Here is a 24,785-nt window from a genome sequence, read left to right as displayed (position 1 = left end):
CGGGGTGAAGCTAGTCGGCCGCCTCTCGCTTGGGGCGGCCCGCTTTCGGGCGGAGTGTCGCCGCGGACTTCGCGGCCGAAGGAGATTCGATGAACGATGTTCGGGCCGGCAAGGCCGGCAAGCAGGCCACCGTCAGCGCGCGCATTTCGCCCGCCGGTGGCCTGGATATCCTGTCCCGCAATGAGGTGGCGCGCCTGCGCGACGCCAGCGGGTCGGGCATGCATGCGCTGCTGCGCCGTTGCGCGCTGGCGGTGCTGACCTCGGGCAACATCACGGACGACCCGCGGTCGATGTTCGAGCAGTTCCCCGATTTCGACATTCAGGTGCTGCAGCAGGACCGCGGCATCAAGATCGAGCTGCAGAACGCGCCACCGCAGGCATTCGTGGACGGGCAGATCATCCGCGGCATCAACGAGCTGCTGGTGGCCGTGGTGCGGGACATCGTCTACGTGTCGACGCAGCTGGAGCAGGGCGGTTTCGATCTCGACGACTCGGTGGGCATCACCCATGCCGTGTTCGAGATCCTGCGCAATGCGCGCATCCTCAAGCCGCAGATCGATCCCAATCTGGTGGTGTGCTGGGGCGGCCATTCGATCTCGCGGGACGAGTACGAGTACACCAAGCAGGTGGGCTATCAGCTGGGCCTGCGTGGCATGGACATCTGCACGGGCTGCGGTCCGGGCGCGATGAAGGGTCCGATGAAGGGCGCAACCATCGCTCACGCCAAGCAGCGCCGCCGCAACAATCGCTACATCGGCGTGACTGAGCCGGGCATCATCGCCGCCGAGTCGCCCAATCCGATCGTGAATCACCTGGTGATCATGCCGGACATTGAGAAGCGTCTCGAAGGCTTCGTGCGCATCGGCCACGGCATCATCGTGTTTCCGGGCGGCGTGGGCACGGCGGAAGAAATCCTCTATTTGCTGGGCATTCTGCTGCATCCCGACAACGCGGGCATTCCGTTCCCGCTGGTGTTCACCGGCCCGCGGCAGTCCGCGGCGTACTTCGAGCAGATCGATCGCTTCCTTCGCCTGGCCCTGGGCGACAGCGTGGCGCAGCATTATCAGATCATCGTCGACGATCCGACGGCGGTGGCGCACGCCATGGCCAAGGGGATCGACAAGGTGCGCAACCATCGCCTGGACAACAAGGACGCGTTCTTCTTCAACTGGGCGCTGAGCATCCCGTTCCCGTTCCAGATACCGTTCCGCCCAACCCATGAGGCCATGCGCAGCCTGGCGATTCACCGCGATCGTCCGCGTCACGAATTGGCCGCCGACCTGCGCCGTGCGTTCTCGGGCATCGTGGCCGGCAACGTGAAAGAAGAGGGCGTGCGTGCTATCGAACAGTATGGTCCGTTCGACATCGATGGCGAGCACGACATCATGCGGGCGCTGGATGAGCTGCTGCAGGCCTTCGTCGTCCAGCACCGGATGAAGCTGCCGGGTGGTGCCGCCTATGTGCCGTGCTATCGCGTCCGTACGGGCTGATTTTCCGGTTCCGAGCCCGTGGGTTCAGGCTTGACAGCCCGGGTGACGGACTTCAAACTACGCGACTCACCCCGCCCGATTAGCTCAGCCGGTTAGAGCACTTGACTGTTAATCAGGGGGTCGTTGGTTCGAGTCCAACATCGGGCGCCAATTTCCAACAAGGCCCTGCAGCGATGCAGGGCCTTGTTTTTTGTCCGTCCTTCACGGCGTTTCGCTCCGTCAGGTTTGGCGATCCGCGCATTGGAGCGCCTCAGTCTCTGTATTTTTGCCGCCGCGTACACGCCCGGCATTAGACACTTTCACGTTCAGCGAGTGATCGTTCCCGGCCCGGTGGCAGATAAGAAGGGTGAGGTTGCTGCCTCCGGCGGAGCCATCGGGTTGGAACTGGATGGCGCGGCGCCCCTGGGTGCTGCGAATGATCAAGCTTCCGGACGGAGGATACCGGTGGAGTTTCGGGGCACCCTCGATGTCCCCCTGCCGGTCACCGCGGAAGCCGACCAGCCAGCCGTTCTCCCATGCGGGCGCGTCGCTGCAATGCTCGCCGTCCCGCGTGGGGCAGGCGAGGGTGGCTCTGCCTGTCTGCACGGCAAGAGCGCGGGCATGGTTGAGTACGTTGATCAGCGCGGACTGCGCCACGCGGACCTCGCTGGTGGCCACCAGGCGCCAGAACGATGGCAGGCCGACGCAGGCGAGGGTCGCCGCGATGGCGACGACCAGCAATTGCTCGATCAGGGTCAGGCCTCGCTGGGCGGTCAGCAAGGGAAGGGGTGGGGGCATGCGCGTAACTCTATGAGGGCTGCATCCCATGCTAGGCAGGAGGCCTGGCCCGGTCTGCCGGCTTGCGTCGACATTCCGTGTCCTATCCTGCTGACAGAGCTTGTCAGCAGGGGCAATTTAAAATGGTCCGAAGCGACCGCATGTGACTGTCATGACCGACCGTTTCGAGCTCGTATCCCCCTACAAACCCGCCGGCGACCAGCCCCAGGCCATCGAGCGCCTGGTGAAGGGTTTCGACGCTGGCCTGGCCTCCCAGACCCTGCTTGGCGTGACGGGCTCGGGCAAGACCTTCACCATCGCCAACGTGATCGAGAAGATCCAGCGCCCCACCATCGTCATGGCGCACAACAAGACCCTGGCGGCGCAGCTGTATGGCGAGTTCAAGGAGTTCTTCCCGCATAACGCGGTGGAGTACTTCGTCAGCTATTACGACTACTACCAGCCCGAGGCGTATGTCGTCGCATCGGACACGTTCATCGAGAAAGACGCGTCCATCAACGAACACATCGAGCAGATGCGCCTTGCGGCGACCAAGGCTCTGCTTTCGCGCAAGGATTCGCTCATCGTAGCGACTGTGTCGGCGATCTACGGCCTGGGCGATCCCGAAGATTACCTGTCGCTGCGACTGATCCTGGCGCGAGGCGAGCGGATCGAGCAGCGGGCATTGATCCGCCAGCTCACCGAATTGCAGTACACCCGCAATGAGCTGGAACTGCGGCGCGGCACGTATCGGGTGCGCGGCGAGATCATTGACGTGTTTCCTGCTGAATCGGAAACCGAGGCGCTGCGTATCGAGCTGTTCGACGGGGAGGTGGAGAACCTTTCGCTGTTCGATCCGCTCACCGGCGAGACCATCCGCAAGGTGCCGCGTTATACGGTGTATCCGCGCACGCATTACGCCAGTACCCGCGAGAGCGTGCTGAACGCGATCGAGACCATCAAGGTCGAGCTGAAGGATCGCCTCGAATACCTGTACAAGGAAAACAAGCTGGTGGAGGCGCAGCGCTTGGACCAGCGCACGCGTTTCGATCTGGAGATGATGGCCGAGGTGGGCTATTGCCAGGGTATCGAGAACTACTCCCGGCACCTCACCCGCCGTGGTCCTGGCGAACCTCCGCCGACGCTGTTTGACTACCTGCCGCCGGATGCGCTGCTCGTGGTCGATGAGTCGCACGTGACCATCCCGCAGCTCGGGGCCATGTACAAGGGCGATCGCTCGCGCAAGGAAACGCTGGTGGAGTTCGGTTTCCGCCTGCCATCGGCGATGGACAACCGTCCATTGCGCTTCGAGGAATGGGAGCGGCGGGCGCCGCGCACCATTTTCGTCTCGGCGACGCCCGGCAAGTACGAGATGGAGAAGTCCGGCGATTCGGTGGTGGAGCTGGTGGTCCGTCCCACCGGCCTGATCGATCCGGAAGTCGAGGTTCGGCCGGTACGCACCCAGGTGGACGATCTGCTCGGCGAGATCCGCGAGCGCGTGGCGATGGGCGACCGCGTGCTAGTCACCACGCTCACCAAGCGCATGGCGGAGAACCTTACGGAGTACCTCGGCGAGCACAACGTGAAAGTACGCTATCTGCATTCGGATATCGAAACGGTGGAGCGCGTGGAGATCATCCGCGACCTGCGCCTGGGCGAGTTCGATGTGCTGGTGGGCATCAATCTGTTGCGCGAAGGGCTGGACATGCCGGAGGTGTCGCTGGTCGCGATTCTCGATGCGGACAAGGAAGGTTTCCTGCGTTCGAGCGGCTCGCTGATCCAGACCATCGGCCGCGCGGCGCGCAACGTGCGGGGCAAGGCGATTCTTTATGGGGACAACATTACCCGCTCGATGCAGGCGGCCATGGACGAGACCGCCCGCCGCCGCGAAAAGCAGGTGGCCTATAACGAGGAGCACGGGATCACGCCGAAAAGCGTGGTGCGACGCATCGCTGACATCATGGAAGGCGCCCGCAGCGAGGTGCCGCGTGGCCGGGGGGCGAAGGCCGGCAAGGCCAGGGGCCGGGCGGTGGCCGAGCAGGGCGCGGATTACCAGGCGCTCAGCGCCGACCAGGCGAGCGCGATGATCAAGCGGCTGGAGGCCCAAATGTACAAGCACGCCGAAAACCTGGAGTTCGAGGATGCGGCGCGGCTGCGAGACCAGATCCATCAGCTGCGGGAACAAGCGCTGAGATGACCCGGCCTCGGGTGGTTGTGGCTGGATAGGGGCTCGTGTATGCTACGCGGCTCGCGCCGCTCGATGGCGCGATTCGGGCGGTTAGCTCAGCGGTAGAGCACTTCCTTGACATGGAAGGGGTCACAAGTTCGATCCTTGTACCGCCCACCATTTACCGTTAAAAAACGGCGCGATCGGAAGGTCGCGCCGTTTTTGCGTTTGAGCCCGGAGCATCGTGATGGCCTATTTGTGGATCAAGAGTCTGCACCTGCTGTTCGTGATGGCCTGGGTGGCGTCAGTCTTCTACCTGCCCCGGGTACTAGTGAACATCGCCGAGGCAGGCAGCGAGCCGGCGACGCGAGCACGCCTGGAGCTGATGGGAATCCGGCTGTACCGCTTCGGACACAGCATGTTCGGCCTGGCGTTCCTGTTCGGCCTGACCCTGTGGCAGGGATGGCGGGTATTCCCCGGACGGTTGCCGAATTTCGGCGAGGCCGGCTGGTTGCATGCCAAGCTGGGGCTGGTCGTGCTGTTGCTCGCCTATTACATCTGGAGCGGGCGGTTGGTGAAGCGCAGTGCGAAAGGCGGCTCGCTGCCGAGTGCGCGCACGCTCCGCATCATGAACGAGCTGCCGGTCTTCGTCCTGCTTGGCATTATCTTCTTGGTGATCGCCAAACCGTTCTGAGCTCTGCTCGGACGCTGCTCGAAAAGAACGGCGTCCGGCAAGAGATCATGCGACTCCGTGGTACTCGCGATACCAGGCCACGAAGCGTTTGACGCCCTCCTCGATGGAGGTGTTGGGCGCGTAACCCACGTCTTTCCGCAAGGCGGATACGTCGGCCCAGGTGTCAGGCACGTCTCCCGGCTGCATGGGTAGCAGACGTTTTTCCGCCGTGCGGCCCAGGTTCTGCTCCATCAGTTCGATGAAGCGCAGCAGCTGCACGGGCTGGTCGTTGCCGATGTTGTAGACGCGGTAAGGCGCCTGTGACGTGCCTGGCGTCGGATGCTGCGCGTCATAGGCGGGGTCGGGTTGCGCGATGTGGTCCAGCGTGCGGATCACCCCTTCCACGATGTCGTCGATATACGTGAAGTCGCGGCTGTGATGGCCGAAATTGAACACGTCGATCGGCTCGCCGCGGCTGATGCGGTCGGCGAACAGCATCGGCGACATGTCCGGCCGTCCCCACGGGCCGTAGACGGTGAAGAAGCGGAGGCCAGTGGTGGGCAAGCCGAACAGGTGGCTATAGGTATGCGCCATCAGCTCGTTGGCCTTTTTGCTGGCGGCATAAAGGCTCACCGGGTGGTCGACGGGGTCCTCCACGGCGAACGGCAATTTGCGGTTGGCGCCGTAGACCGAGCTGGACGAGGCGTAGACCAGATGCTCCACGCGATGGTGGCGGCAGGCCTCCAGGATGTGGGTGAAGCCGACCAGGTTGCTCTGGACGTAGGCCTCCGGGTTCTTCAGTGAGTAACGCACGCCCGCCTGGGCGGCCAGATTGACCACGCGTTGGGGCTGGAACGTCTCGAAGGCCCGCTTGACCGCGGCGTCGTCGGCCAGGTCGGCCCGAAGATGGGTGTAACGCGGGTGGGAAGCAAAGCGGGCGAGCCTGGCTTCCTTGAGGGATGGATCGTAGTAGTCGTTATGGTTGTCGAGGCCGTATACCTCGTCGCCTCGGGCGAGAAGGCGCTCCGCCAGGGCGGAGCCCACGAAGCCGGCGGTTCCGGTGACCAGAATGCGCATGGAGTTGGACGTCGTTGGAAAGCGAGTCGGAATTCTATCGGTTGCGCACGGCGTGGGCGGCGCCGAATTGACAGCGGGCCGGCGCTAAATTAGCGTTCCCGACCCTCGGAAGCCGGAGAACAGGTGGCTCGCGCGTAAGTGCCGGCCTAGTGTGCGACATGACAACTACCAAGCGCCAACGCTGATCCCGCCACGCCTTGCTTACTCCGCAAAAGGGCGCCTGGCGCTCTTTCTTTTTGTCCGCCATCCGGATGGCCTCCGCGGGACCCGCCATCCACGGCCACCTTTCTTGAAGCCGGGCAGATGCCCGGTGCTGCAACAGGTATTCCTATGATTGAGATCACCCTACCCGACGGCAGCAAGCGCCCGTTCGACCATCCCGTCACGGTGCAGGACGTGGCTGCCTCCATCGGCGCCGGCCTGGCCAAGGCCACCCTGGCCGGCAAAGTGGACGGCAAACTGGTCGATGCCAGCTTCACGATCGACCACGATGCCGGCCTCGAAATCGTCACCGAGAAGAGCCCTGAGGCGCTGGACATCCTGCGGCACTCGACGGCCCACCTGCTGGCACAGGCCGTGCAGCGCCTGTATCCCGGTGCGCAGGTGACCATCGGGCCGGTGATCGACAACGGCTTCTATTACGACTTCGCCTACGAACGCCCCTTCACGCCGGAGGATCTCGCGAAGATCGAAGAAGAGATGCACAAGATCGTCCAGGAGGCCCTGCCCGTGACGCGCAGCGTGAAGACGCGCGACGAGGCGATCTCGTTCTTCCGCGGCCTCGGCGAAGAGTACAAGGCAGAGATCATCGAGAGCATTCCTTCGAACGAGGAGTTGTCGCTCTACACGCAAGGCGAATTCACCGACCTGTGCCGCGGCCCGCACGTGCCCAACACGGGCAAGCTGCGCGCGTTCAAGCTGATGAAGGTGGCGGGCGCCTATTGGCGCGGCGATTCCAACAACGCGATGCTGACGCGCGTTTACGGCACGGCGTGGCTCAACGACAAGGACCTCAAGGCCTACCTTCACCAGCTGGAAGAGGCCGAGAAGCGCGATCACCGCAAGATCGGCAAGGCGCTGGATCTGTTCCACCAGCAGGAAGAAGCGCCTGGCATGGTGTTCTGGCATCCGAACGGCTGGGCCATCTGGCAGGCGGTGGAGCAGTACGTGCGCGGCGTGTACCGCAAGAGCGGCTACCAGGAAGTGCGCGGCCCGCAGATCATGGATGTCAGCCTGTGGAAGAAGTCCGGGCACTGGGACAACTACCAGGAAAACATGTTCTTCACCGAGTCGGAGAAGCGCACCTATGCGCTCAAGCCGATGAACTGCCCAGGGCACGTACAGATCTTCAATACCAGCCTGCATAGCTACCGCGACCTGCCGGTCCGCTACGGCGAGTTCGGGGGCTGCCATCGCAACGAGCCCTCGGGCGCCTTGCACGGCATCATGCGCGTGCGCGCCTTCACGCAGGACGACGGTCACATCTTCTGCACGGAAGAGCAGATTGAATCAGAGGTTACGGCCTTCCATCAGCAGGCGATGAAGGTGTATTCGGACTTTGGCTTCGAGGACATCGCGCTCAAGATCGCCCTGCGCCCGGACAAGCGCATCGGCAGCGACGCCGTCTGGGACCGGGCCGAGGACGCCCTTCGCGCCGCCCTGCGGTCGGCTGGAGTACAGTGGGAGGAGCTTCCTGGCGAGGGTGCCTTCTACGGCCCCAAGATCGAGTACCACATGCGGGATTCGATCGGCCGCGGCTGGCAGGTCGGTACCATGCAGGTCGATTTCATGATGCCCGAGCGCCTGGGCGCCGAGTATGTGGACGAGCACAGCCAGCGCCGTCACCCGGTGATGCTGCACCGGGCCATCGTTGGCTCGATGGAGCGCTTCATCGGCATCCTGATCGAGCACCATGCCGGCAACCTGCCGGCCTGGCTGGCGCCGGTCCAGGCCCAGGTGTTCAGTATCACGGACGCCCAGGCCGGTTATGTCCGTGAAGTCACGCAAGCCCTTGTCGATAAAGGTTTCCGGGTGAAGGCCGATTTGCGCAACGAAAAGGTCGGCTATAAAATCCGCGAACATACGTTGCAGAAGGTCCCGTACCTCCTCGTGGTCGGTGACCGTGAGAAGGAAGCAGGGGCCGTTTCCGTTCGTACGCGTTCCGGTGAAGACCTGGGCAGCATGCCGCTGGCCGCCTTCATCGAGCGCCTGGAGGCCGAGGCGCGGCGTTGATGCCGCCCGGCCGTCTCTTTAATTCTTCTGGAGGATAGTGGTATCGCCACCACCGACAACAAGGGCAATCGCCGCAACCATGAGATCCGCGTTCCGCGCGTGCGCGTAATCGGAGCGGATTCCGAGCAGCTGGGCATTCTTACCCGCGACGAAGCCTTGCGCATGGCAGAGGAGCAGGGGCTCGACCTGGTCGAGATTCAGCCCAACGGCGACCCGCCGGTCTGCCGCATCATGGATTACGGCAAGTTCAAGTTCGAAGCTCAGAAGAAGGCCCAGGCGGCCAAGAAGAAGCAGAAGCAGGTCGAGATCAAGGAAGTCAAGTTCCGCCCGGTCACGGACGTGGGCGACTACCAGATCAAACTGCGCAACATGCTTCGCTTCCTCGAGGAAGGGGACAAGGTCAAAGTGACCATTCGCTTCCGCGGCCGCGAAATGTCTCACCAGGATCTGGGCCAGAACTTGGCCAAGAAGATCCAGGAAGACGTCGGCGAGAACGGCGTGGTGGAGTCCTTTCCCCGCCTGGAAGGCCGTCAGATGGTCATGATGATCGGCCCCAAGAAGAAGTAAGCCGGTATGGCTGGCAAGCGGCGGCCCTCGAGGCCGCCGTTTCGCTTCAAGGGAGGGGCTTGCCCAGGGCGCCCTGCCGCCGCCTACCGCGCCACACCACTGGCAAAGGCGCCTCAATCCCCGTACAATCGCCGGTTCGACCCGCCAGGAAGGGTCGTGAACCGATCATGGCAGGACGGAAAGCGCGGCCCAGGCCGCCGCCAGATCAGTCAGAAACCGAGATACGGAGCATTTCCATGCCCAAGATCAAGACCAACCGGGCGGCGGCGAAGCGTTTTCGCAAGACCGCTTCCGGCAAGTTCAAGGCCGGTCACGCCTTCAAGTCGCACATCCTGACCAAGAAGTCGACCAAGCGTAAGCGCAATCTGCGCGCTACCAACCACGTCAAGGCCTGCGACACCAAGGGCGTCGCTCGCATGTTGCCGTACGTCTAAGGCGGAGGACTGAACCATGGCTCGTGTAAAGCGTGGCGTTACCGCCCGTCGTCGTCACAAGAAGATCATCGGCCGCGCGAAGGGCTACTACAACGCCCGTCGCAAGGTTTTCCGCGTAGCTAACCAGGCCGTCATCAAGGCCGGTCAGTACGCCTACATCGGCCGCAAGCAGAAGAAGCGCCAGTTCCGCGCCCTGTGGATCGTGCGTATCAATGCCGCCGCCCGTCAGTTCGGCCTGTCCTACAGCCGCCTGATCAATGGCCTGACCAAGGCCGGCATCACGGTGGACCGCAAGGTGCTGGCCGACATCGCCGTGCACGACATCAAGGCTTTTGGCGCCATCGCGGAAAAGGCGAAGGCCAGTCTGGCCGCTTGATCGTCCGGCGCCTCGCGCACTGACGATATGATGTGAATCAAGCGGGGAGGAGGCCTTAACGCCTCCTCCCCGTTTTGTTTTGGGCCTTCCGGCCCGGGGAATAGGAACGATGGATGGAGGATCGCAGAGGCTTCGGCCGGCTGCATTCCCGTCTACGGTTCCCCATTCCCGATTCCCTGAACCCGAAGGAATCGCATCGATGGACGATCTGGAGACCCGGGCTGCGCAGGCCCAGGCCGAAATCGAAGGAGCCGGTACGCTCGAAGCGCTCGAAGCGCTGCGCGTCGGCCTGCTGGGCAAGAGCGGCATCGTTACCGCGGCGCTGAAGACGCTCGGCGCGCTTCCGCCGGAGGAAAAGAAGGCGCGCGGTGCGGAAGTCAACCGCATCAAGGAGCGCCTCGCCGAAGCGCTGGCCGCCCGCAAGCAGACCCTCGAGCAGGCCGAGCTGGACCGGCGCCTCGCCTCCGAGAAACTCGACATCACCCTGCCAGGCCGTGACGGCGAGCGTGGCGGCATCCACCCGATAACGCGTGCGCTGGAGCGCATCGCCGCCATCTTCGGCCGCCTGGGTTACCAGCGCGCCGACGGTCCGGAAATCGAGGACGACTGGCATAACTTCGAGGCGCTGAACTTCCCGCCGCACCATCCGGCGCGCGCCATGCACGACACCTTCTATTTCGGCGACGGGCGCCTGCTGCGCACGCATACCTCGCCGGTGCAGATTCGCTCGATGCAGGGGCGCCAACCGCCGATCCGGATCATCGCGCCGGGCAAGGTCTACCGCAGCGATTCCGATCAGACGCATTCGCCGATGTTCCATCAGATCGAAGGCCTGCTGGTCGACGAGACCTCGAGCTTCGCCGACCTGAAAGGCACGCTGGCGGAGTTCATTCGCGCGTTCTTCGAGCGCGATTTCGAGATGCGCTTCCGCCCCAGCTATTTCCCCTTCACCGAGCCTTCGGCCGAAGTGGACATTCGTTGGGACGCGGAGGACGGATCCACGCGCTGGCTCGAAGTGCTGGGCTGCGGCATGGTGCATCCGAACGTGTTGAAGAACTGCGGCATCGATCCGGAGCGCTATACCGGTTTCGCCTTCGGCCTGGGCGTGGAGCGTTTCGCCATGCTGCGCTATGGGGTGTCCGATCTGCGCGCGTTCTTCGAGAACGATCTGCGGTTCCTCAAGCAGTTCGCCTGAGGGGCGTCCAGGGCAGGAGGGCGTCGATACGTCGTTCCTGCCCGGCCATCGCCACCGTATCCCTCGTCGCACGACGACTCTCGATATCTCATTCCCGGATCCAACCATGAAATTCTCCGAGAACTGGCTGCGCGAACTGGTCGACATCCACGCTGACCGCGCCGCACTGGCCCATGCGCTGACCATGGCGGGCCTGGAAGTGGAAGAGCTGACCCCGCTGGGCGAGCAGCTCGCCGGCGTCGTAGTGGCCGAAATCGTCGGTGCCGAAAAGCATCCGGAAGCCGACCGCCTCCAGGTCTGCCGCGTGAACGCGGGGCAGGGCGAACCGCTGCAGATCGTCTGCGGCGCGCCGAACGCGCGGGCGGGCATCAAGGTGCCGCTGGCCACGGTGGGCGCCGAATTGCCGGGCGGCATCAAGATTAAGGCCGCCAAGCTGCGTGGCGTCGAATCCTTCGGCATGTTGTGCTCCGCCAAGGAGCTGGGGATCGATGCGGATGCTTCCGGCCTGCTCGAACTGCCGGCGGACGCGCCGGTCGGTCGCCCGCTCGCCGATTACCTCGGCTTGCCCGACGCCAGCATCGAACTGAAGCTCACGCCGAACCGCCCGGATTGCCTCGGCCTGGTCGGTCTCGCCCATGACGTCGCCGCGCTGTTCGGTAGCCACGTGCGCGTGCCGGCGCAGGTCGATGCGCCGGTCACCGGCGATTTCCGCCGCGGTATCCGGCTGGAAGCCGGCGCCGACGCGCCGCGCTATCTCGGCCGCATCGTCGAAGGCATCGACGCACGGGCCCGCACGCCGCTGTGGATGGCCGAGCGCCTGCGCCGTTCCGGGTTGCGCCCGATCAGTGCGATCGTCGACGTCACCAACTACGTGATGCTCGAGCTGGGCCAGCCGCTGCACGCGTTCGACAACGGCAAGCTGGAAGGCGACATCGTCGTGCGCCATGCGCGCAAAGGCGAGGCGCTGAAGCTGCTGGACGGCTCTGAAGCCAAGCTCGATCCGGGCTTCCTGCTGATCGCCGACGAACACAAGGCCCTGGCCGTCGCGGGCGTCATGGGCGGCTTCGATTCGCGCGTCACCGACGATACCCGCGACATCTTCCTCGAATCGGCGCATTTCGCGCCGGCCGCCATCATGGGGCGCGCGCGCAAGCTGGGCATGCATACCGATGCGTCGCACCGTTTCGAGCGCGGCGTCGACCCGGCACTGCCGCGCCGCGCGCTGGAGCGCGCCACCGAGCTGCTGCTCGCGATCGCCGGCGGGAAGGCGGGCCCGGTGCTCGTGGCCGAGAACCTGGCCGATCTGCCTCGTCCCACGCCGGTGGTGCTGCGCCGCACGCGCCTGAAGCGCGTGCTCGGCCTCGAAGTGGCCGATGCGGAAGTCGCGCGCATCTTCAGCGCGCTCGGCATGCAGGTCGAATCGATCGCCGATGGCTGGCGCATCACCGCGCCAACCAGCCGCTTCGACATCGAGCGCGAGGAGGACCTCGTCGAGGAAGTCGCCCGCATCTACGGCTACGACCGCGTGCCGACGCATAGCCCGGCCGGTGCGTTGCGCCTGGCGACCGAGCCCGAGGCACGCATCCCCGAGCTCGCATTGCGCGAGCAGCTCGCCGCGCGCGGTTACTACGAGGCGGTGAACCTCTCCTTCCTGGCGGAAGATCTGCTCGCCCGCTGGGGTTTCACCGAACATCTCGTGCCGCTGGCGAACCCGCTGTCGGCCGATCTGGCCGTCATGCGGCCGTCGCTGCTGCCCGGCCTGGTCGAGGCGTTGCGCCACAACCGCGCGCGTCAGCAGGAGCGCGTCCGCCTGTTCGAGGTGGCCCGCGTGTTCGCTGCCGGTGATCCTCCTGTGGAAACCCCGAGCCTCGCCATCGCCGCCTGCGGCGCAGCCCGTGGCGAGCAATGGGGCGAGGCCGCGCGCCCGCTGGACTTCTACGACCTGAAGGGCGACCTGGACGCGATCGTCGCCTGGGGCGGCGAGCCCCACCGCTGGTCGGTGCATGCCGATGGCCTGCCGGCCTGGCTGCATCCGGGGCGGGGCGCTCGTATTGCGAAGGACGGCAAGACCGCCGGCTATCTCGGCGCGCTGCATCCCCAGCTGGCCAAGGAACTGGACCTGGGGCCCGACGTGCACGTCCTCGAGCTGGCCCTGGAGCCGCTCCTGGCACGCCGCCTGCCCAAAGCCGCGCCGGTGCCGCGTTTCCCGTCGGTGCGCCGCGACATCGCCGTGGACCTTCCGGAGGAGGTCGCCTGGGCACAGGTCGAACACTGTGTCCGGGAGGCCCTCGGAGGCCTGCTGACGGAGCTCCGGCTGTTCGACCGATACAGCGGAAAAGGCGTCGAGACAGGCCGAAAGAGTCTCGCTATGGGCTTGATTTTGCAGGACGCTTCACGCACGCTTACCGACGACGACGCAGATCGCTGCGTGCGACTGGCAGTCACTGCGTTGGAGACTTCATGCAAGGCAAGATTGCGAGGATGACATGGCGCTGACCAAGGCGGAGATGGCCGAGCGCCTCTTTCTCGAGGTGGGCCTCAACAAGCGCGAGGCAAAGGAATTCGTGGACGCCTATTTCGAGGTCGTCCGCGAAGCGTTGGAAAAAGGCGAGCAGGTGAAGCTGTCCGGCTTCGGCAATTTCGACCTGCGTCAGAAGAACCAGCGTCCGGGACGCAACCCGAAGACCGGCGAGGAGATTCCGATCTCCGCCCGCCGCGTGGTGACGTTCCGTCCGGGGCAGAAACTCAAGGTGAGAGTGGAGAGCTATGCTGGACCAAGGGAATAACACCGAACTCCCGGCCATTCCGGCCAAGCGCTACTTCACCATCGGTGAGGTCAGCGAGCTGTGTGGCGTGAAGCCGCACGTGCTGCGCTACTGGGAGCAGGAGTTTCCCGCGCTCAATCCGGTCAAGCGTCGCGGCAACCGCCGTTACTACCAGCGCCACGACGTGCTGATGATCCGGCAGATCCGCGCCCTGCTGTACGACGAAGGCTTCACCATCACCGGCGCGCGCGCCCGGCTGGAAGGCCCGCAGGCGCGCATGGAATCGAGCATTTCCCACCAGATCGTGCGCCAGGTGCGCATGGAGCTGGAAGAAGTCCTGAGCCTGCTGCGCCGCTGAGCGCGGTTCGCCGCTTTCGCGGGCCGTGCTCTTTTGAAAAGCATGGCCTAGCTGCTAGACTTTCCCACTTGCCGTAGCGTCGGGGCGTAGCGCAGCCTGGTAGCGCATTTGCCTGGGGGGCAAAGGGTCGTCGGTTCGAATCCGGCCGCCCCGACCAATTACGGTGATGTTTTCGAAAGGCGCCCTCGTGGCGCCTTTCTTTTAGGCGGCCCTAGACGTAGCGCGGGATCGGACCAGGGTGGGGCGTCTTGCGGTCCGAAAGGTCGAATGAAACCTCATCCACATAGCACCAGCCCCAGCCTTCCGGCGGGTCGTAGCCCTCGATGATGGGGTGGCCGGTGTGGCGGTAATGCTTGGTGGCGTGCCGGTTGGGTGAATCGTCGCAGCAGCCGACATGGCCGCAGGTCCGGCAGATACGCAAGTGGACCCATGGGCTGCCGATCTTCAGGCATTCCTCGCACCCGGCGGCGCTGGGGGTGACGTCGCGGATGCCATCGAGATGGCTGCAGCTGGCTTTCATTGCGTTCTCCTTGGTCGAGCGCGTCGGCCGTATCGTGCGCCTTCAGAGTTCTTCAACGGCATTTCAGACCCATTTCAGGACTCGAACATCCGGCCTGGCGAGGGTAGGGCCCCCTGTTCGCCGAGAGGCTACATGAAGACCTTCCCCCCGATCGCCGTGGCCGCGTCCGCGGGTTTCGTCGACCGCTGCCGCAATGCGCTCGAACGCTGGTTCTACTTCGGCATGGCCTGGCTCGTACTGGTGGTGGTTGTCTACGGCTTCGGTCGGGGCTTGGACGAACGGCTGCTGCATCGGCCGGAGGCGCAGCCATTGCCGTGGGTCCTGCATGCCCACGCCCTGGTATGTACCGGCTGGGTCGTCCTGTTCCTCATGCAATCGGGGCTGGTGCGGCTGCATGGTGTGCGTCTGCATCGGTGGCTCGGCCGGTTCGGCGCGGGCCTGGGCATTGCCTTGCCTGTGCTGGGCGTGGCCACCGCGCTGATGATGCGGCAATGGCATGTGCGGCAGGGACCAGTGCATGACGCCTTCCTGGCCATCTCCTTCAACGACATGCTGACCTTCGCCGTGAGCTTCGGCTTCGCGCTGCACTGGCGCAGGCAGCCGGCGTTCCACCGGCGGCTTATGTTGATCGCCACCTGCGCATTGACCGTTGCCGCGTTCGCCCGTTTCCCGCGGGCCTTGGTGCCGGTCAATACCTGGTACCTGTACGTCGACGGGCTGATCGGCCTGGGCTTGTTGCGCGACCTGGTGGTGGAAGGCCGCGTGCATCAGGTCTATCGGATCGGCCTGCCATGCGTGATGGCCGGGCAGGCGCTCGCGCTCTACCTGGCGTTCGCGGCGCCCGCGGGCTGGCTGGCGCTGCTGCATGCCGCGCTGGGCTAGGCGACCTTCAGCACGATCTTCCCGACGTGCTCCCCGCTTTCCATCAGGCGATGCGCCTCGACCGCGCGGGTGAGCGGAAACACCTCGTGGACGATCGGCAGGCAGCGGCCGGCGGTCAGCACGGGCCACACGTGCGCGCGCAGGTCGTTGGCGATCTCGGCCTTCTCCGCCGGGCTGCGGGCCCGCATGGTGGAGCCGGTGACCGTGGCGCGCTTGAGCGCCAGGGTCTGCAGGTCGACCACCTCCGCACGCGTGCCCCCCAGAAAGCCGATGACGACCAGCCGGCCATCGCGCGCCAGGGAGGCCAGGTTCCGTTCGAAGTATGAGCCGCCCATGATGTCCAGGATCACGTCGACGCCGTGCCCCTCGGTCTTGCCGAGAATGGCGAGCGCGAAGTTCTCCTTGTGGTAGTTGATCGCCTCGGCGCCCAGGTGGCGCACCACCGCGCACTTGTGTTCGCTGCCGGCGGTGGCGAAAGCGGTGATGCCGAACTCGCGGCACAGCATGAGCGCCGTGGTACCGATACCGCTCGTGCCACCATGGATGAGCACCCGCTCCCCCGGCGTCGCGCGGCCGATCCGGAACAGATTGGCCCACACGGTGAAGAAGGTTTCGGGAATGGCCGCGGCACGGATGGCATCGACGCCATCGGGAATGGGCAGGGCCTGCCCCGCTGGCAGGGCGCAGTACTCCGCATAGCCGCCGCCGTTGGTCAGCCCGCAGACGCGGTCACCGAGCGCGAACCCCTGCGCGTCGCTTCCCAGCGCCACTACCTCGCCCGCGATTTCCAGGCCCGGCGTGGGATGCGCGCCAGGCGGCATCGGGTAGTGCCCCATCCGCTGGATGACGTCGGGTCGGTTAACGCCGGCGGCTTCCACCTTCACCAGCAGTTCGTCCCGCGCCGGCACGGGCAACGGCACCGTGCGCGGCTGCAATACCTCGGGCGGACCGGGCGTGGTGATCCCGATCTCGATCATGCGGTCCGGCAGGACGATTTTGCTCATGGCGCGCACGGTGGGCGTCTGATCGGTGGATCGCGTCCCCGCCACCTTTACGCGTGGTCCGGTGAAGGGCATGTATCGGCGGGGACCGCATCTCCCCGCCTCGGCGATCGCTCAGTGGCGATCGCTCAATAAAGTACGCGGCTGCGCAGCGTGCCGGGGATGGCGGCGAGCTTGTCCTTCAATACGCCAGCCTGCTGTTTGTCGGCCGAGACGTCGATCACCACGTAGCCCACTTGCGGATCGGTCTGCAGGAACTGCGCGTCGATGTTGATGTTGCCCGCCGAGAACAGCTCGTTGATGCGCGACAGCACACCCGGAACGTTGCGATGGATGTGCAGCAGGCGCCGGCTGTTCGGATGCTCGGGCAGGGTCACTTCGGGGAAGTTCACCGCCGACAGCGTCGAACCGTTGTCGCTGTACCGCACCAGCTTGCTCGCCACTTCGATGCCGATGTTGTCCTGCGCTTCCAGCGTGCTGCCGCCGATGTGCGGGGTGAGGATCACGTTGTCCATGCCGACCAGCGGCGAGACGAACGGATCGTCGTTGCCCTTGGGTTCCATCGGGAAGACGTCCACCGCCGCGCCGGCCAGATGGCCGGCATGCAGCGCGGCGGCCAGCGCGTCGATGTCCACCACGGTGCCGCGCGAGGCATTGATCAGTAGCGAGCCTTTGCGCATCTTCGCCAGCTCGGTGGCGCCGATCATCAGCTTGGTGGCGGGCGTCTCCGGCACATGCAAGGTCACCACGTCGGCGCGTTCCAGCAGGTCGTCCAGGCTGCCGGCGGCGCGGGCGTTGCCCAGCGAGAGCTTGGTCTCGATGTCGTGGAAGATCACCCGCATGCCCAGGGCTTCGGCCAGCACGCCCACCTGGGTGCCGATGTGGCCGTAGCCGACGATGCCCAGCACCTTGTCGCGCACTTCGTAGCTGCCGGCCGCGGACTTGGTCCAGCCGCCGCGGTGGCACAGCGCGTTCTTCTGCGGGATGCCGCGCAACAGCATGATCGCCTCGGCGATCACCAGCTCGGCCACGCTGCGGGTGTTGGAGTAGGGGGCATTGAACACCGGCACGCCGTGAATCTTCGCCGCCTCCAGGTCCACCTGGTTCGTGCCGATGCAGAAGCATCCGACGGCGATCAGCCGGCGCGCCTGTTCCAGCACTTCGGCGGTGAGGTGGCTGCGCGAGCGGATGCCCACGATGTGCGCTTCGGCGATGCGCGCTTTCAGCTCGGTTTCCGGCAGCGATTTCTCGTGGTACTCGATCTGGCTGTAGCCGGCGCGGCGGAAGGTTTCCACGGCGCTCGGGCTGACGCCCTCCAGGAGGAGGACCTTGATGTCTTCTTTCGGAAACGAGGTTTTCATGGGCCGCCGGACGGGTTTCGCAAACCCGCACTATGCGGCAGCGCAGCACTGGACCGCAACGGCTGGGGCTGGCAGGCTGGGCGACCCGCCACCGGAGTTGCCATGACCTCGCCCGACCCGGCCCCGAATGCCGCCGCCCTGGCCGAACTGGCCGCCCGTCTGCCGTCTCTGCGCCTCTTGACCGAGCCATCGGACCTGGAGCACTACGGCCGCGACTGGACCCGTCGCTGGACCCCGGCGCCGCTCGCCATCGCGTTTCCCGCGGCGGTGGAAGAGGTGCAGGCCATCATTCGCTGGGCGAACGAGCACGGCATCGCGCTGGTGCCTTCCGGCGGGCGCACCGGCCTGTCGGGCGGAGCCGTGGCGGCGCATGGCGAACTGGTGCTCAGCCTGGAGCGGATGAACCGGGTGCTCGGCTTCGATGCCATCGATCGCAGCCTCACCGTGCAGGCGGGCATCACCCTGCAGGCGGCGCAGGAAGCGGCGCGCAACCATGGGCTGATCTATCCCGTGGATTTCGCAGCGCGCGGCTCGTGCTCGATCGGCGGCAACATTGCCACCAACGCCGGCGGCATCCGGGTGATCCGCTATGGCAATACCCGCGAATGGATCGCCGGGGTCAAGGTGGTGGCCGGCAACGGCGAGTTGCTCGAGCTCAACCGCGGGCTGATCAAGAACTCCAGCGGCTACGACCTGCGCCACCTGACGATCGGCTCCGAAGGCACGCTCGGCGTGGTGGTGGAGGCGACGCTGCGCCTCACCGATCCGCCGCCGCCGTCGCAGGTGATGTTGCTGGCGTTGCCGGACATGGCGGCGCTGATGCAGGTGTTCGCACTGTTCCGCGCGCGGCTGAAACTGCAGGCATTCGAGTTCTTCACCGACGTGGCTTTGCGCCACGTGCTGGCGCACGGTGCGCAGCGCGCGATCGACGGCGACCATTCGTTCTACGTGGTGACGGAGTTCGACGCGGCCGACGAATCGGCACAGGATGCCGCGCTGGCGGCGTTCGAGCAGGGTGTCAACGAAGGCTGGATCGCCGATGGCGCCATCGCCCAGAGCGAGGCCCAGGCCGCCGCGCTGTGGCGGCTGCGCGAAGGCATCACCGAAAGCCTGGCGCCGCACAAGCCCTACAAGAACGACATCTCCCTGCGCATTGGCGCGCTGCCGGCGTTTCTCGAAGAGATCCAGGCGCTGCTGGGTCGCGAATACCCGCACTTCGAAGTGGTGTGGTTCGGTCACATCGGTGACGGCAACCTGCACATCAACGTGCTCAAGCCGGCCGAGCTGGCCGACGCGGATTTCATCGCCCAATGCGAGCACGTGACCAGGCTGCTGGCTGGCGTGTTGCAGCGGCACGGCGGCAGCATCTCGGCCGAGCACGGCATCGGGCTGGTGAAGAAGCCGTACCTGGAAGGTACGCGCAGCGCGGCGGAAATCGCGCTGATGCGTGGACTGAAGCAAGTCTTCGATCCCCGCGGCGTCCTCAATCCGGGCAAGCTCTTCTAAGGCGGCCGAACGCTCCGGTTCCGGCCGCATGCTAGCCTTCGCGCTTTGAATCGCCGGAGGAGCCACGCATGGCCCAGGAACGCCGCACGCTGTATCCCGAGATCGAGCCGTACGACACCGGCATGCTCAAGGTGTCCGACCTGCACACGCTCCATTACGAGCAGTGCGGCAACCCGGACGGCAAGCCGGTCGTGTTCCTGCACGGCGGCCCCGGCGGCGGCATCAATCCGAGCTACCGCCGCTTCTTCGACCCCAAGGCCTATCGCATCGTGCTGTTCGACCAGCGCGGCTGCGGCAAGTCGACGCCTCATGCGGAGCTGACCGACAACACCACCTGGCACCTGGTGGCCGACATCGAGCGCATCCGCGAGCACCTGGGCATCGCGCGCTGGCAGGTATTCGGCGGTTCCTGGGGCTCGACGCTGGCGCTGGCCTACGCGCAGACCCATCCGGACAAGGTCACGGAACTCGTGCTGCGCGGCATCTTCATGCTGCGTCGCTGGGAACTGGAGTGGTTCTACCAGAAGGGTTGTGACGCGCTGTTCCCCGACGCGTGGGAGAGCTACTTGGCCGCGATCCCGGAAGCCGAGCGTGGCGACATGATGAGCGCCTATTACCGCCGCCTTACCAGCAGCGACTCGAAGGTGCGCGTGGAAGCTGCGCGCGCCTGGTCGGTGTGGGAGGCCGCCACCAGCCACCTGTACCAGGATCCCGGCCACATCGCCTCCAGCGGCGAGGACGAGTTCGCGCTCGCCTTCGCCCGCATCGAATGCCACTACTTCGTGCACGGCGGTTTCTTCGAGCACGACGACCAGTTGCTGCGCAACGTGGAGCGCATCCGCAAGATTCCCGCCGTGATCGTGCAAGGACGTTACGACGTCGTGTGCCCGATGCGCAGCGCGTGGGACCTGCATCGCGCGTGGCCGGAAGCGGAGTTGCGAGTGGTGGCGGATGCCGGGCATTCCGCGCTGGAACCCGGCATCGCGCACGAGCTGCTGGAAGCGACCGACCGCTTCCGCGGCTAGTCCACCAGGCCGGCGCAGACGGCTCGTCGTCATGGCCTTGCGGCATGCGCCGAAGGGCAAAAAAAAGCCGCACCCGTCGCCGGGTGCGGTCTTTTCGTCATGACCGGCTTCGATCAGTGGTCTTTGCCGTGATGGCCATGCTCGTCGTCGTGCCCGCGATCATGCTCACCATGCGGATCGAAGAAGGCCGGGGCGAACAGATCGACCACGAAACCGTCGTGATCCGACGCGCCGATCGCCTTGGTCCAATCTGCCGCATTGGCGGCGTCGGCCTCGGTCTGCGCCGGCGCGTCCAGGTCGGCGCGGCCGTATTGCATGCGCAGAAAACGGAAGGCGGCGGCGCGGTTCAGCAGGGCATGATCGAGCACCTGCACCGTCGGCACCTGGCGGCCTGAATTGCCGCTGCCGGCGTTGGTGTAGCCCTGGATCTCGCCGAAGTTTTCGGTGAACAGGAACGAATAGCGATCGTTCTCCGGCACCGATTCCACCGCGTTCCACAGCGCCGGGCGCACGATGTTCTGGCCGAGCTTCAGGAGGTTCTCGCTGTCCTTGTACCGACCCGAGACGAGGCCCACCACGTCCACCCAGCCATCACTGAACTGGTAGGCGTTGAAGTCGCCCACTACCAGCAGCGGCCGCGAGGGGTAGCGCAGCTGCAGGTCCTGCACCTGGCGGGCCAGCGAGACGGCCTGGGTGAAGCGCTTCTGGCGGTCGCGCACGGCCGTGGCAGTGTCCTTATCGACATTGGTGCGCGCCTTCGGGTGCACCGAGATCACGTGGAAGCGCATGCCGCGCACTTCGGCCGTCAGCAGCAGCGGCGGATGATCGTGGACGAACGCGGTGCTGCCGTTGTCGTCCCAGGTTTCGTCCGCGGCCAGCTGCCGCACCGACTGCACGCGCACGCGGTCGGTGCGCACCAGGAAGCCCACGTTGATGCCGCTCGGATCATGACCCGGCAGCAGGAACGCTTCGTACTTCACTGGATAGTCGTCGCCCAACTGCTTGGCCAGGCCCTGCAGCACGGCCAGCGACTTCACCTCCTCTACCGAGAGCACGTCCGGCAGCTTCAGCACGCTGCCGATATAAGCCGACAGCCGCCGCGTCTTCAGCGCCACCTGTTCCGGCGTCGGCTCCTTGCTGTCGCCGCTGCAGGTATAGGTGGTGTTGAATTCGCTGTCGCAGAAGCGCTCGGTGTTGAACGCGCCGATGCGCACCGCCAGCGGCGGCGTCGGCGAGACCGCGCGGGGCATCGGTGCGGCGTACTTCACCTGGAACGTGGTCGGGATGAAGGTATACGCGCCGAAGTCGTACGAGATGACGCCCTCGGCGCGGAACGTGGTGCCCGCGACGAATGGCGTATTGATCGGCACGGCACCGAAGTCGTCCGTGTTCATCTTGAACACTTCCGGGTTGCCGCTCCAGTTGGGCAGATCGACACCATCCGGCACCGGCACGCCGAAACGCACGCCCGGCTGGCGCAGCGAGCGCTTGCCGTTGGCGGTGATGCTCACCTCGGCGAACGGCTCGGTGCTGAAGCGCTTGTTGCCCGTGTTGATCATGCCGTTCTCGATCACCACACGCATGCCCACGAAGCACTGGAAGTTGGTCGCGCCGCAGGACAAATGGTTCGGATCGGACGAGGGCGTGTTCGCGCCGAACACCACCGCCTTCGGCAGCGTCGCGCCGTGGGCCGTCACCGTGACCTTGGCGTTCTTCAACTCCGTCAGGTGGTAGTAGTTGTCGACGGTCGCATCCACGTCCACCACGTCGCCGATGACCACCGCGGGCTTGGACGCGGTGAAGACATAGACGCCATTGGAAGTGAGCGGGTCGGCATCGGCACGGCTGTCCGGCGTCTGCATGGTGAAGCCGGCCGGGCCCACCGCGGTGACGACGTTGCCGCTGGTCTTCACCGACTTGCCCAACAGCGGCGAGGTCTGTTCGCGGCCCTGGATCTGCCAGATTTCCGCGGCGACCGGGATGTCGTAGAGGATCGCGCCGATGGCGCTGCCGCGCGCGAGCGTGGCGCCGCCGGTCGGCTGGTCCAGTTTGACCAGGAACGCCTTGTCCGGCGCGCCCGTGGTGCGGCCGTGGACGTTGACGTTGAAGCTCGCCTGGGTCTGTCCTGCGGCGATGGTCAGCGTGGTGTCTACCGCATCGTAGTCGCCCGCGGCGACGGTGGCGGTGTCGTCCTGAGTGGCGACGTGCACGCTTACGCCACCGGCCGGGGCCGGCTGGTTGAGCGTGATGGCGAAGGGCATCGCGACGTCGGCGGCGCCGCGCACGGTCACCGTTGCGTCGGCGATCGACAGCGCCAAATTCATCACCGCACAGCCGCTGGCCGCGTTATGCGGCGCGGTGGGCGAAACCACCACGAAATCGGCCTGATTGTCGCCGGTGTTCTGCGGCACGCCGGCGCCGTTGGCCTTGCGGCCGTAGCCCTTGTCGGCATTGGTGCTGCCCAGCGATGCGAGCGGCGTGCCCGCCTTGTACGCGGAGCCGGAGGAGAGGCCCACCTGATCCACGATCTGGCCGCTGGCGTCGAGAATGGCCAGGCCGCCATCGTCGGTGACGCCGGTGCTGTACTTGAGGTCGCCGGCCACGCTGCCGGAATAGCCGCTGCTCGCGCTGTTGGTCAGCAGCAAGTGGCAGCCCGGCGCGATCGCGGTACCGCTTGGGAAGGTCAGGCGCGTACCGGTGGTACCGCTGCTGTTCGATGCGTTGAATTTGTAGCCGGAGAGGTCGAGCGCCGTAGCGCCGCCGTTGAACAGTTCCACGAATTCGTCGTTGCCGCCGGACGGGCCGCGCACGCGGAACTGGCTGATGCTCAGATCGGCCGCCTGCACGGAGGTGACCGACACGATTCCTAGCAGCGCGGCCCATAGGGCGCGCCGGGCATGCTTTGCTTCCATTAACCCACTCCCTCTTCTGGGACCCGAACGGATCCTTCGGGGGCGGAGGCTAGCAATTTATTGCGACAGATTTGCTAAGCGGGGTCTCACTTGGAGGAGGGGGAATGGGGGGGCGCAGGGGCGGCCGTTTGTTGGGGTTTGGGGGAGGTTGGCGCGTTCGCGGGTGGTTGTGGGGCGGGGTTGCCCGCGGTGCGCGACGGGCGCTGATGGCCGCCTCGCCGCCACCTGTCGCGAGGTGGTCGCCAGTCGTGTCTCGCCCCTCCGGGGCGAGGGTTTCGCTCTCCTGCCGGAGAGCGAGTTACTTCTTCTTGCTTGCCCAAGAAGAAGTAAGGCGGTCTCTAACATCAAGTGCACCACCCCCACGACACGGTGATGCATGGGACAGCATTACAGCCATCTGAGCGCCGAAGAACGGGGCGCGATCATGGTGGGCAAGGCACGCGGCGAGAGCGCTCGGCAGCTGGCACGGCTGCTAGGCCGTTCGGCTAGCACGATTTCCCGGGAATTGGCGCGTAATGGGCACCGCGAACCGGCGGAGCGTCCGCGCATGGGTCGTCCGACACTTGGCTATGACGCCCGCCGTGCCGGTGCGCGGGCTCGACGGCTCGCGCGCAAGGCACGCCGACGGCGCAAGCTACATCGTGATGGGGCCTTGTGGCCCCTGGTGCGCCAGCTGTTAGCGCGCCGCTGGTCACCGCAAGAAGTGAGCCGCACACTGCGCCGGCAGCATCCTGACGAGCCGGCCAAACACGTGTCCCATGAGACGATCTACACCGCGATTTATGCCATGCCGCGTGGCGAACTGCGGCGTGAGCTGGTGGCCTTGCTGCGCCAACACAAGTGCGCACGCCGTCCGCGTGGCCAAGGGGCGAACCGGCGCGGCCGCATGCAGGATCTGCCGAGTATTCATGACCGCCCGCCGGAGGCCAACGAGCGCCTGTTACCAGACCATTGGGAAGGCGACTTCCTCAAGGGGGCGCGTAACCGATCGTCGGTGGGGGTGCTGGTGGATCGACGCACTTTGTTCCTGAAGCTGGTCAAGATGAAGGGGTGTTCGGCCCAGGAGGCGCTGGAGGGCTTCAGTCGCGCCTTCCAGGGCGTGCCGCCGGAGCTTCGCCAGACACTGACCTATGACCAGGGCAAGGAAATGGCGCTGTACAAGACCTTGTCCGAACGTACCGGCTTGAGCATTTATTTCGCCGATCCGCGCAGCCCCTGGCAGCGGGGCATCTGCGAAAACACCAACGGCCTGCTGCGGCAGTACCTCCCTAAAGGCACCGATCTGTCCGTGCATAGCCAGCGAGCGCTGGATGCCATCGCTCAGGAGATGAACCTTCGGCCCCGAGCCACCTTGGGCTACCACTGTCCGGCGGAGATGTTCATGCGTGCCATGGGGCACGATGACCTCGCTCAGGCCATCGATGATGCACTTCTAGATTGACACCGCCTAACCAAGAAGAAGGGCCCCCTGCGCGGCGCCCTCCGCAG

At 65.5% G+C, this 24,785-nt stretch carries 21 protein-coding genes and 3 tRNA genes; 18 read left to right on the top strand and 6 right to left on the bottom strand.

Annotation, left to right across the window (positions count from 1 at the left end):
• Nucleotides 1-89 precede the first annotated feature (89 nt).
• Both ppnN and RKE25_RS17755 read left to right on the top strand, forming a co-directional pair.
• The gene (gene ppnN / locus RKE25_RS17760; RefSeq protein WP_311839419.1) at nt 90-1,490 is read left to right on the top strand and encodes a nucleotide 5'-monophosphate nucleosidase PpnN; all 1,401 of its coding nucleotides are present in this window, start codon (nt 90-92) and stop codon (nt 1,488-1,490) included.
• Nucleotides 1,491-1,563: 73 nt separating this feature from the next.
• Nucleotides 1,564-1,640, top strand: a tRNA-Asn gene (locus tag RKE25_RS17755).
• A 69-nt stretch (nt 1,641-1,709) separates the two neighbouring features.
• Here the strand turns inward: RKE25_RS17755 and RKE25_RS17750 are convergent.
• Entirely contained in the window at nt 1,710-2,267 is a 558-nt protein-coding gene (locus RKE25_RS17750; protein ID WP_311839418.1) for a GspH/FimT family pseudopilin, read from the bottom strand.
• 151 nt (nt 2,268-2,418) lie between these two features.
• Here RKE25_RS17750 and uvrB point away from each other — a divergent pair, with 151 nt between their 5' ends.
• The 3 genes from uvrB to RKE25_RS17735 all read left to right on the top strand — a co-directional run bounded on the left by uvrB (nt 2,419) and on the right by RKE25_RS17735 (nt 5,107).
• The gene (uvrB, locus tag RKE25_RS17745) at nt 2,419-4,443 is read left to right on the top strand and encodes an excinuclease ABC subunit UvrB (RefSeq protein ID WP_311839417.1); all 2,025 of its coding nucleotides are present in this window, start codon (nt 2,419-2,421) and stop codon (nt 4,441-4,443) included.
• 75 nt (nt 4,444-4,518) lie between these two features.
• Nucleotides 4,519-4,593: transfer RNA gene (locus tag RKE25_RS17740), tRNA-Val, on the top strand.
• 64 nt (nt 4,594-4,657) lie between these two features.
• A complete protein-coding gene (locus tag RKE25_RS17735; protein ID WP_311839416.1) occupies nt 4,658-5,107 on the top strand; it encodes a CopD family protein in 450 nt (149 codons plus the stop codon).
• 45 nt (nt 5,108-5,152) lie between these two features.
• Here RKE25_RS17735 and RKE25_RS17730 read toward each other — a convergent pair whose 3' ends face one another.
• The gene (locus RKE25_RS17730) at nt 5,153-6,163 is read right to left on the bottom strand and encodes an NAD-dependent epimerase (protein WP_311839415.1); all 1,011 of its coding nucleotides are present in this window, start codon (nt 6,161-6,163) and stop codon (nt 5,153-5,155) included.
• 330 nt (nt 6,164-6,493) lie between these two features.
• On the opposite strand from RKE25_RS17730, the gene thrS reads away from it, so the two are divergent.
• The 9 genes from thrS to RKE25_RS17685 all read left to right on the top strand — a co-directional run bounded on the left by thrS (nt 6,494) and on the right by RKE25_RS17685 (nt 14,247).
• On the top strand, nt 6,494-8,395 hold the full coding sequence (thrS, locus tag RKE25_RS17725) for a threonine--tRNA ligase (protein ID WP_311839414.1): 1,902 nt from the start codon (nt 6,494-6,496) through the stop codon (nt 8,393-8,395).
• A 42-nt stretch (nt 8,396-8,437) separates the two neighbouring features.
• Complete coding sequence (gene infC / locus RKE25_RS17720) at nt 8,438-8,962, top strand: translation initiation factor IF-3 (RefSeq protein ID WP_311842421.1); 525 nt, start codon at nt 8,438-8,440, stop codon at nt 8,960-8,962.
• A 236-nt stretch (nt 8,963-9,198) separates the two neighbouring features.
• Nucleotides 9,199-9,396 (top strand): 50S ribosomal protein L35, encoded by a 198-nt coding sequence (gene rpmI, locus RKE25_RS17715; RefSeq protein ID WP_026635107.1) that lies wholly within the window; start codon nt 9,199-9,201, stop codon nt 9,394-9,396.
• 16 nt (nt 9,397-9,412) lie between these two features.
• Entirely contained in the window at nt 9,413-9,772 is a 360-nt protein-coding gene (gene rplT, locus RKE25_RS17710; protein WP_090450735.1) for a 50S ribosomal protein L20, read from the top strand.
• A 199-nt stretch (nt 9,773-9,971) separates the two neighbouring features.
• On the top strand, nt 9,972-10,967 hold the full coding sequence (gene pheS, locus RKE25_RS17705) for a phenylalanine--tRNA ligase subunit alpha (protein WP_311839413.1): 996 nt from the start codon (nt 9,972-9,974) through the stop codon (nt 10,965-10,967).
• A gap of 106 nt (nt 10,968-11,073) precedes the next feature.
• Nucleotides 11,074-13,452 (top strand): phenylalanine--tRNA ligase subunit beta, encoded by a 2,379-nt coding sequence (gene pheT, locus RKE25_RS17700; RefSeq protein WP_311839412.1) that lies wholly within the window; start codon nt 11,074-11,076, stop codon nt 13,450-13,452.
• 1 nt (nt 13,453) lies between these two features.
• The gene (gene ihfA, locus RKE25_RS17695) at nt 13,454-13,753 is read left to right on the top strand and encodes an integration host factor subunit alpha (protein WP_026635111.1); all 300 of its coding nucleotides are present in this window, start codon (nt 13,454-13,456) and stop codon (nt 13,751-13,753) included.
• Entirely contained in the window at nt 13,734-14,090 is a 357-nt protein-coding gene (locus RKE25_RS17690) for a MerR family transcriptional regulator (protein WP_026635112.1), read from the top strand. The genes ihfA and RKE25_RS17690 overlap by 20 nt, the downstream gene beginning before the upstream one ends.
• An 80-nt stretch (nt 14,091-14,170) precedes the next feature.
• Nucleotides 14,171-14,247, top strand: a tRNA-Pro gene (locus RKE25_RS17685).
• A gap of 54 nt (nt 14,248-14,301) precedes the next feature.
• On the opposite strand, the gene RKE25_RS17680 is transcribed toward RKE25_RS17685, so the two are convergent.
• Nucleotides 14,302-14,610 carry a UBP-type zinc finger domain-containing protein gene (locus RKE25_RS17680; protein ID WP_311839411.1) on the bottom strand — a complete coding sequence of 103 codons (309 nt, stop codon included), beginning with the start codon at nt 14,608-14,610 and terminating at the stop codon, nt 14,302-14,304.
• 132 nt (nt 14,611-14,742) lie between these two features.
• On the opposite strand from RKE25_RS17680, the gene RKE25_RS17675 reads away from it, so the two are divergent.
• The gene (locus RKE25_RS17675; RefSeq protein WP_311839410.1) at nt 14,743-15,492 is read left to right on the top strand and encodes a hypothetical protein; all 750 of its coding nucleotides are present in this window, start codon (nt 14,743-14,745) and stop codon (nt 15,490-15,492) included.
• On the opposite strand, the gene RKE25_RS17670 is transcribed toward RKE25_RS17675, so the two are convergent.
• Entirely contained in the window at nt 15,489-16,496 is a 1,008-nt protein-coding gene (locus tag RKE25_RS17670; RefSeq protein WP_311839409.1) for an NAD(P)H-quinone oxidoreductase, read from the bottom strand. The two genes, RKE25_RS17675 and RKE25_RS17670, sit on opposite strands and share 4 nt — an antisense overlap.
• Nucleotides 16,497-16,621: 125 nt before the next feature.
• A complete protein-coding gene (serA, locus tag RKE25_RS17665) occupies nt 16,622-17,854 on the bottom strand; it encodes a phosphoglycerate dehydrogenase (protein WP_311839408.1) in 1,233 nt (410 codons plus the stop codon).
• A 102-nt stretch (nt 17,855-17,956) separates the two neighbouring features.
• Here serA and RKE25_RS17660 point away from each other — a divergent pair, with 102 nt between their 5' ends.
• Both RKE25_RS17660 and pip read left to right on the top strand, forming a co-directional pair.
• On the top strand, nt 17,957-19,360 hold the full coding sequence (locus RKE25_RS17660; RefSeq protein ID WP_311839407.1) for an FAD-binding oxidoreductase: 1,404 nt from the start codon (nt 17,957-17,959) through the stop codon (nt 19,358-19,360).
• 68 nt (nt 19,361-19,428) lie between these two features.
• Nucleotides 19,429-20,385 (top strand): prolyl aminopeptidase, encoded by a 957-nt coding sequence (gene pip / locus RKE25_RS17655; RefSeq protein ID WP_311839406.1) that lies wholly within the window; start codon nt 19,429-19,431, stop codon nt 20,383-20,385.
• 113 nt (nt 20,386-20,498) lie between these two features.
• On the opposite strand, the gene RKE25_RS17650 is transcribed toward pip, so the two are convergent.
• Nucleotides 20,499-23,297: a lamin tail domain-containing protein gene (locus RKE25_RS17650; RefSeq protein WP_311839405.1), complete on the bottom strand. Its 2,799-nt coding sequence runs from the start codon at nt 23,295-23,297 to the stop codon at nt 20,499-20,501.
• 376 nt (nt 23,298-23,673) lie between these two features.
• Here RKE25_RS17650 and RKE25_RS17645 point away from each other — a divergent pair, with 376 nt between their 5' ends.
• The gene (locus tag RKE25_RS17645; RefSeq protein WP_311839232.1) at nt 23,674-24,738 is read left to right on the top strand and encodes an IS30 family transposase; all 1,065 of its coding nucleotides are present in this window, start codon (nt 23,674-23,676) and stop codon (nt 24,736-24,738) included.
• Nucleotides 24,739-24,785: the final 47 nt, after the last annotated feature.

This window comes from Dyella sp. BiH032, assembly GCF_031954525.1.
GTDB lineage: Bacteria > Pseudomonadota > Gammaproteobacteria > Xanthomonadales > Rhodanobacteraceae > Dyella_D.
This window is presented reverse-complemented; position numbering and strand designations above follow the sequence as displayed.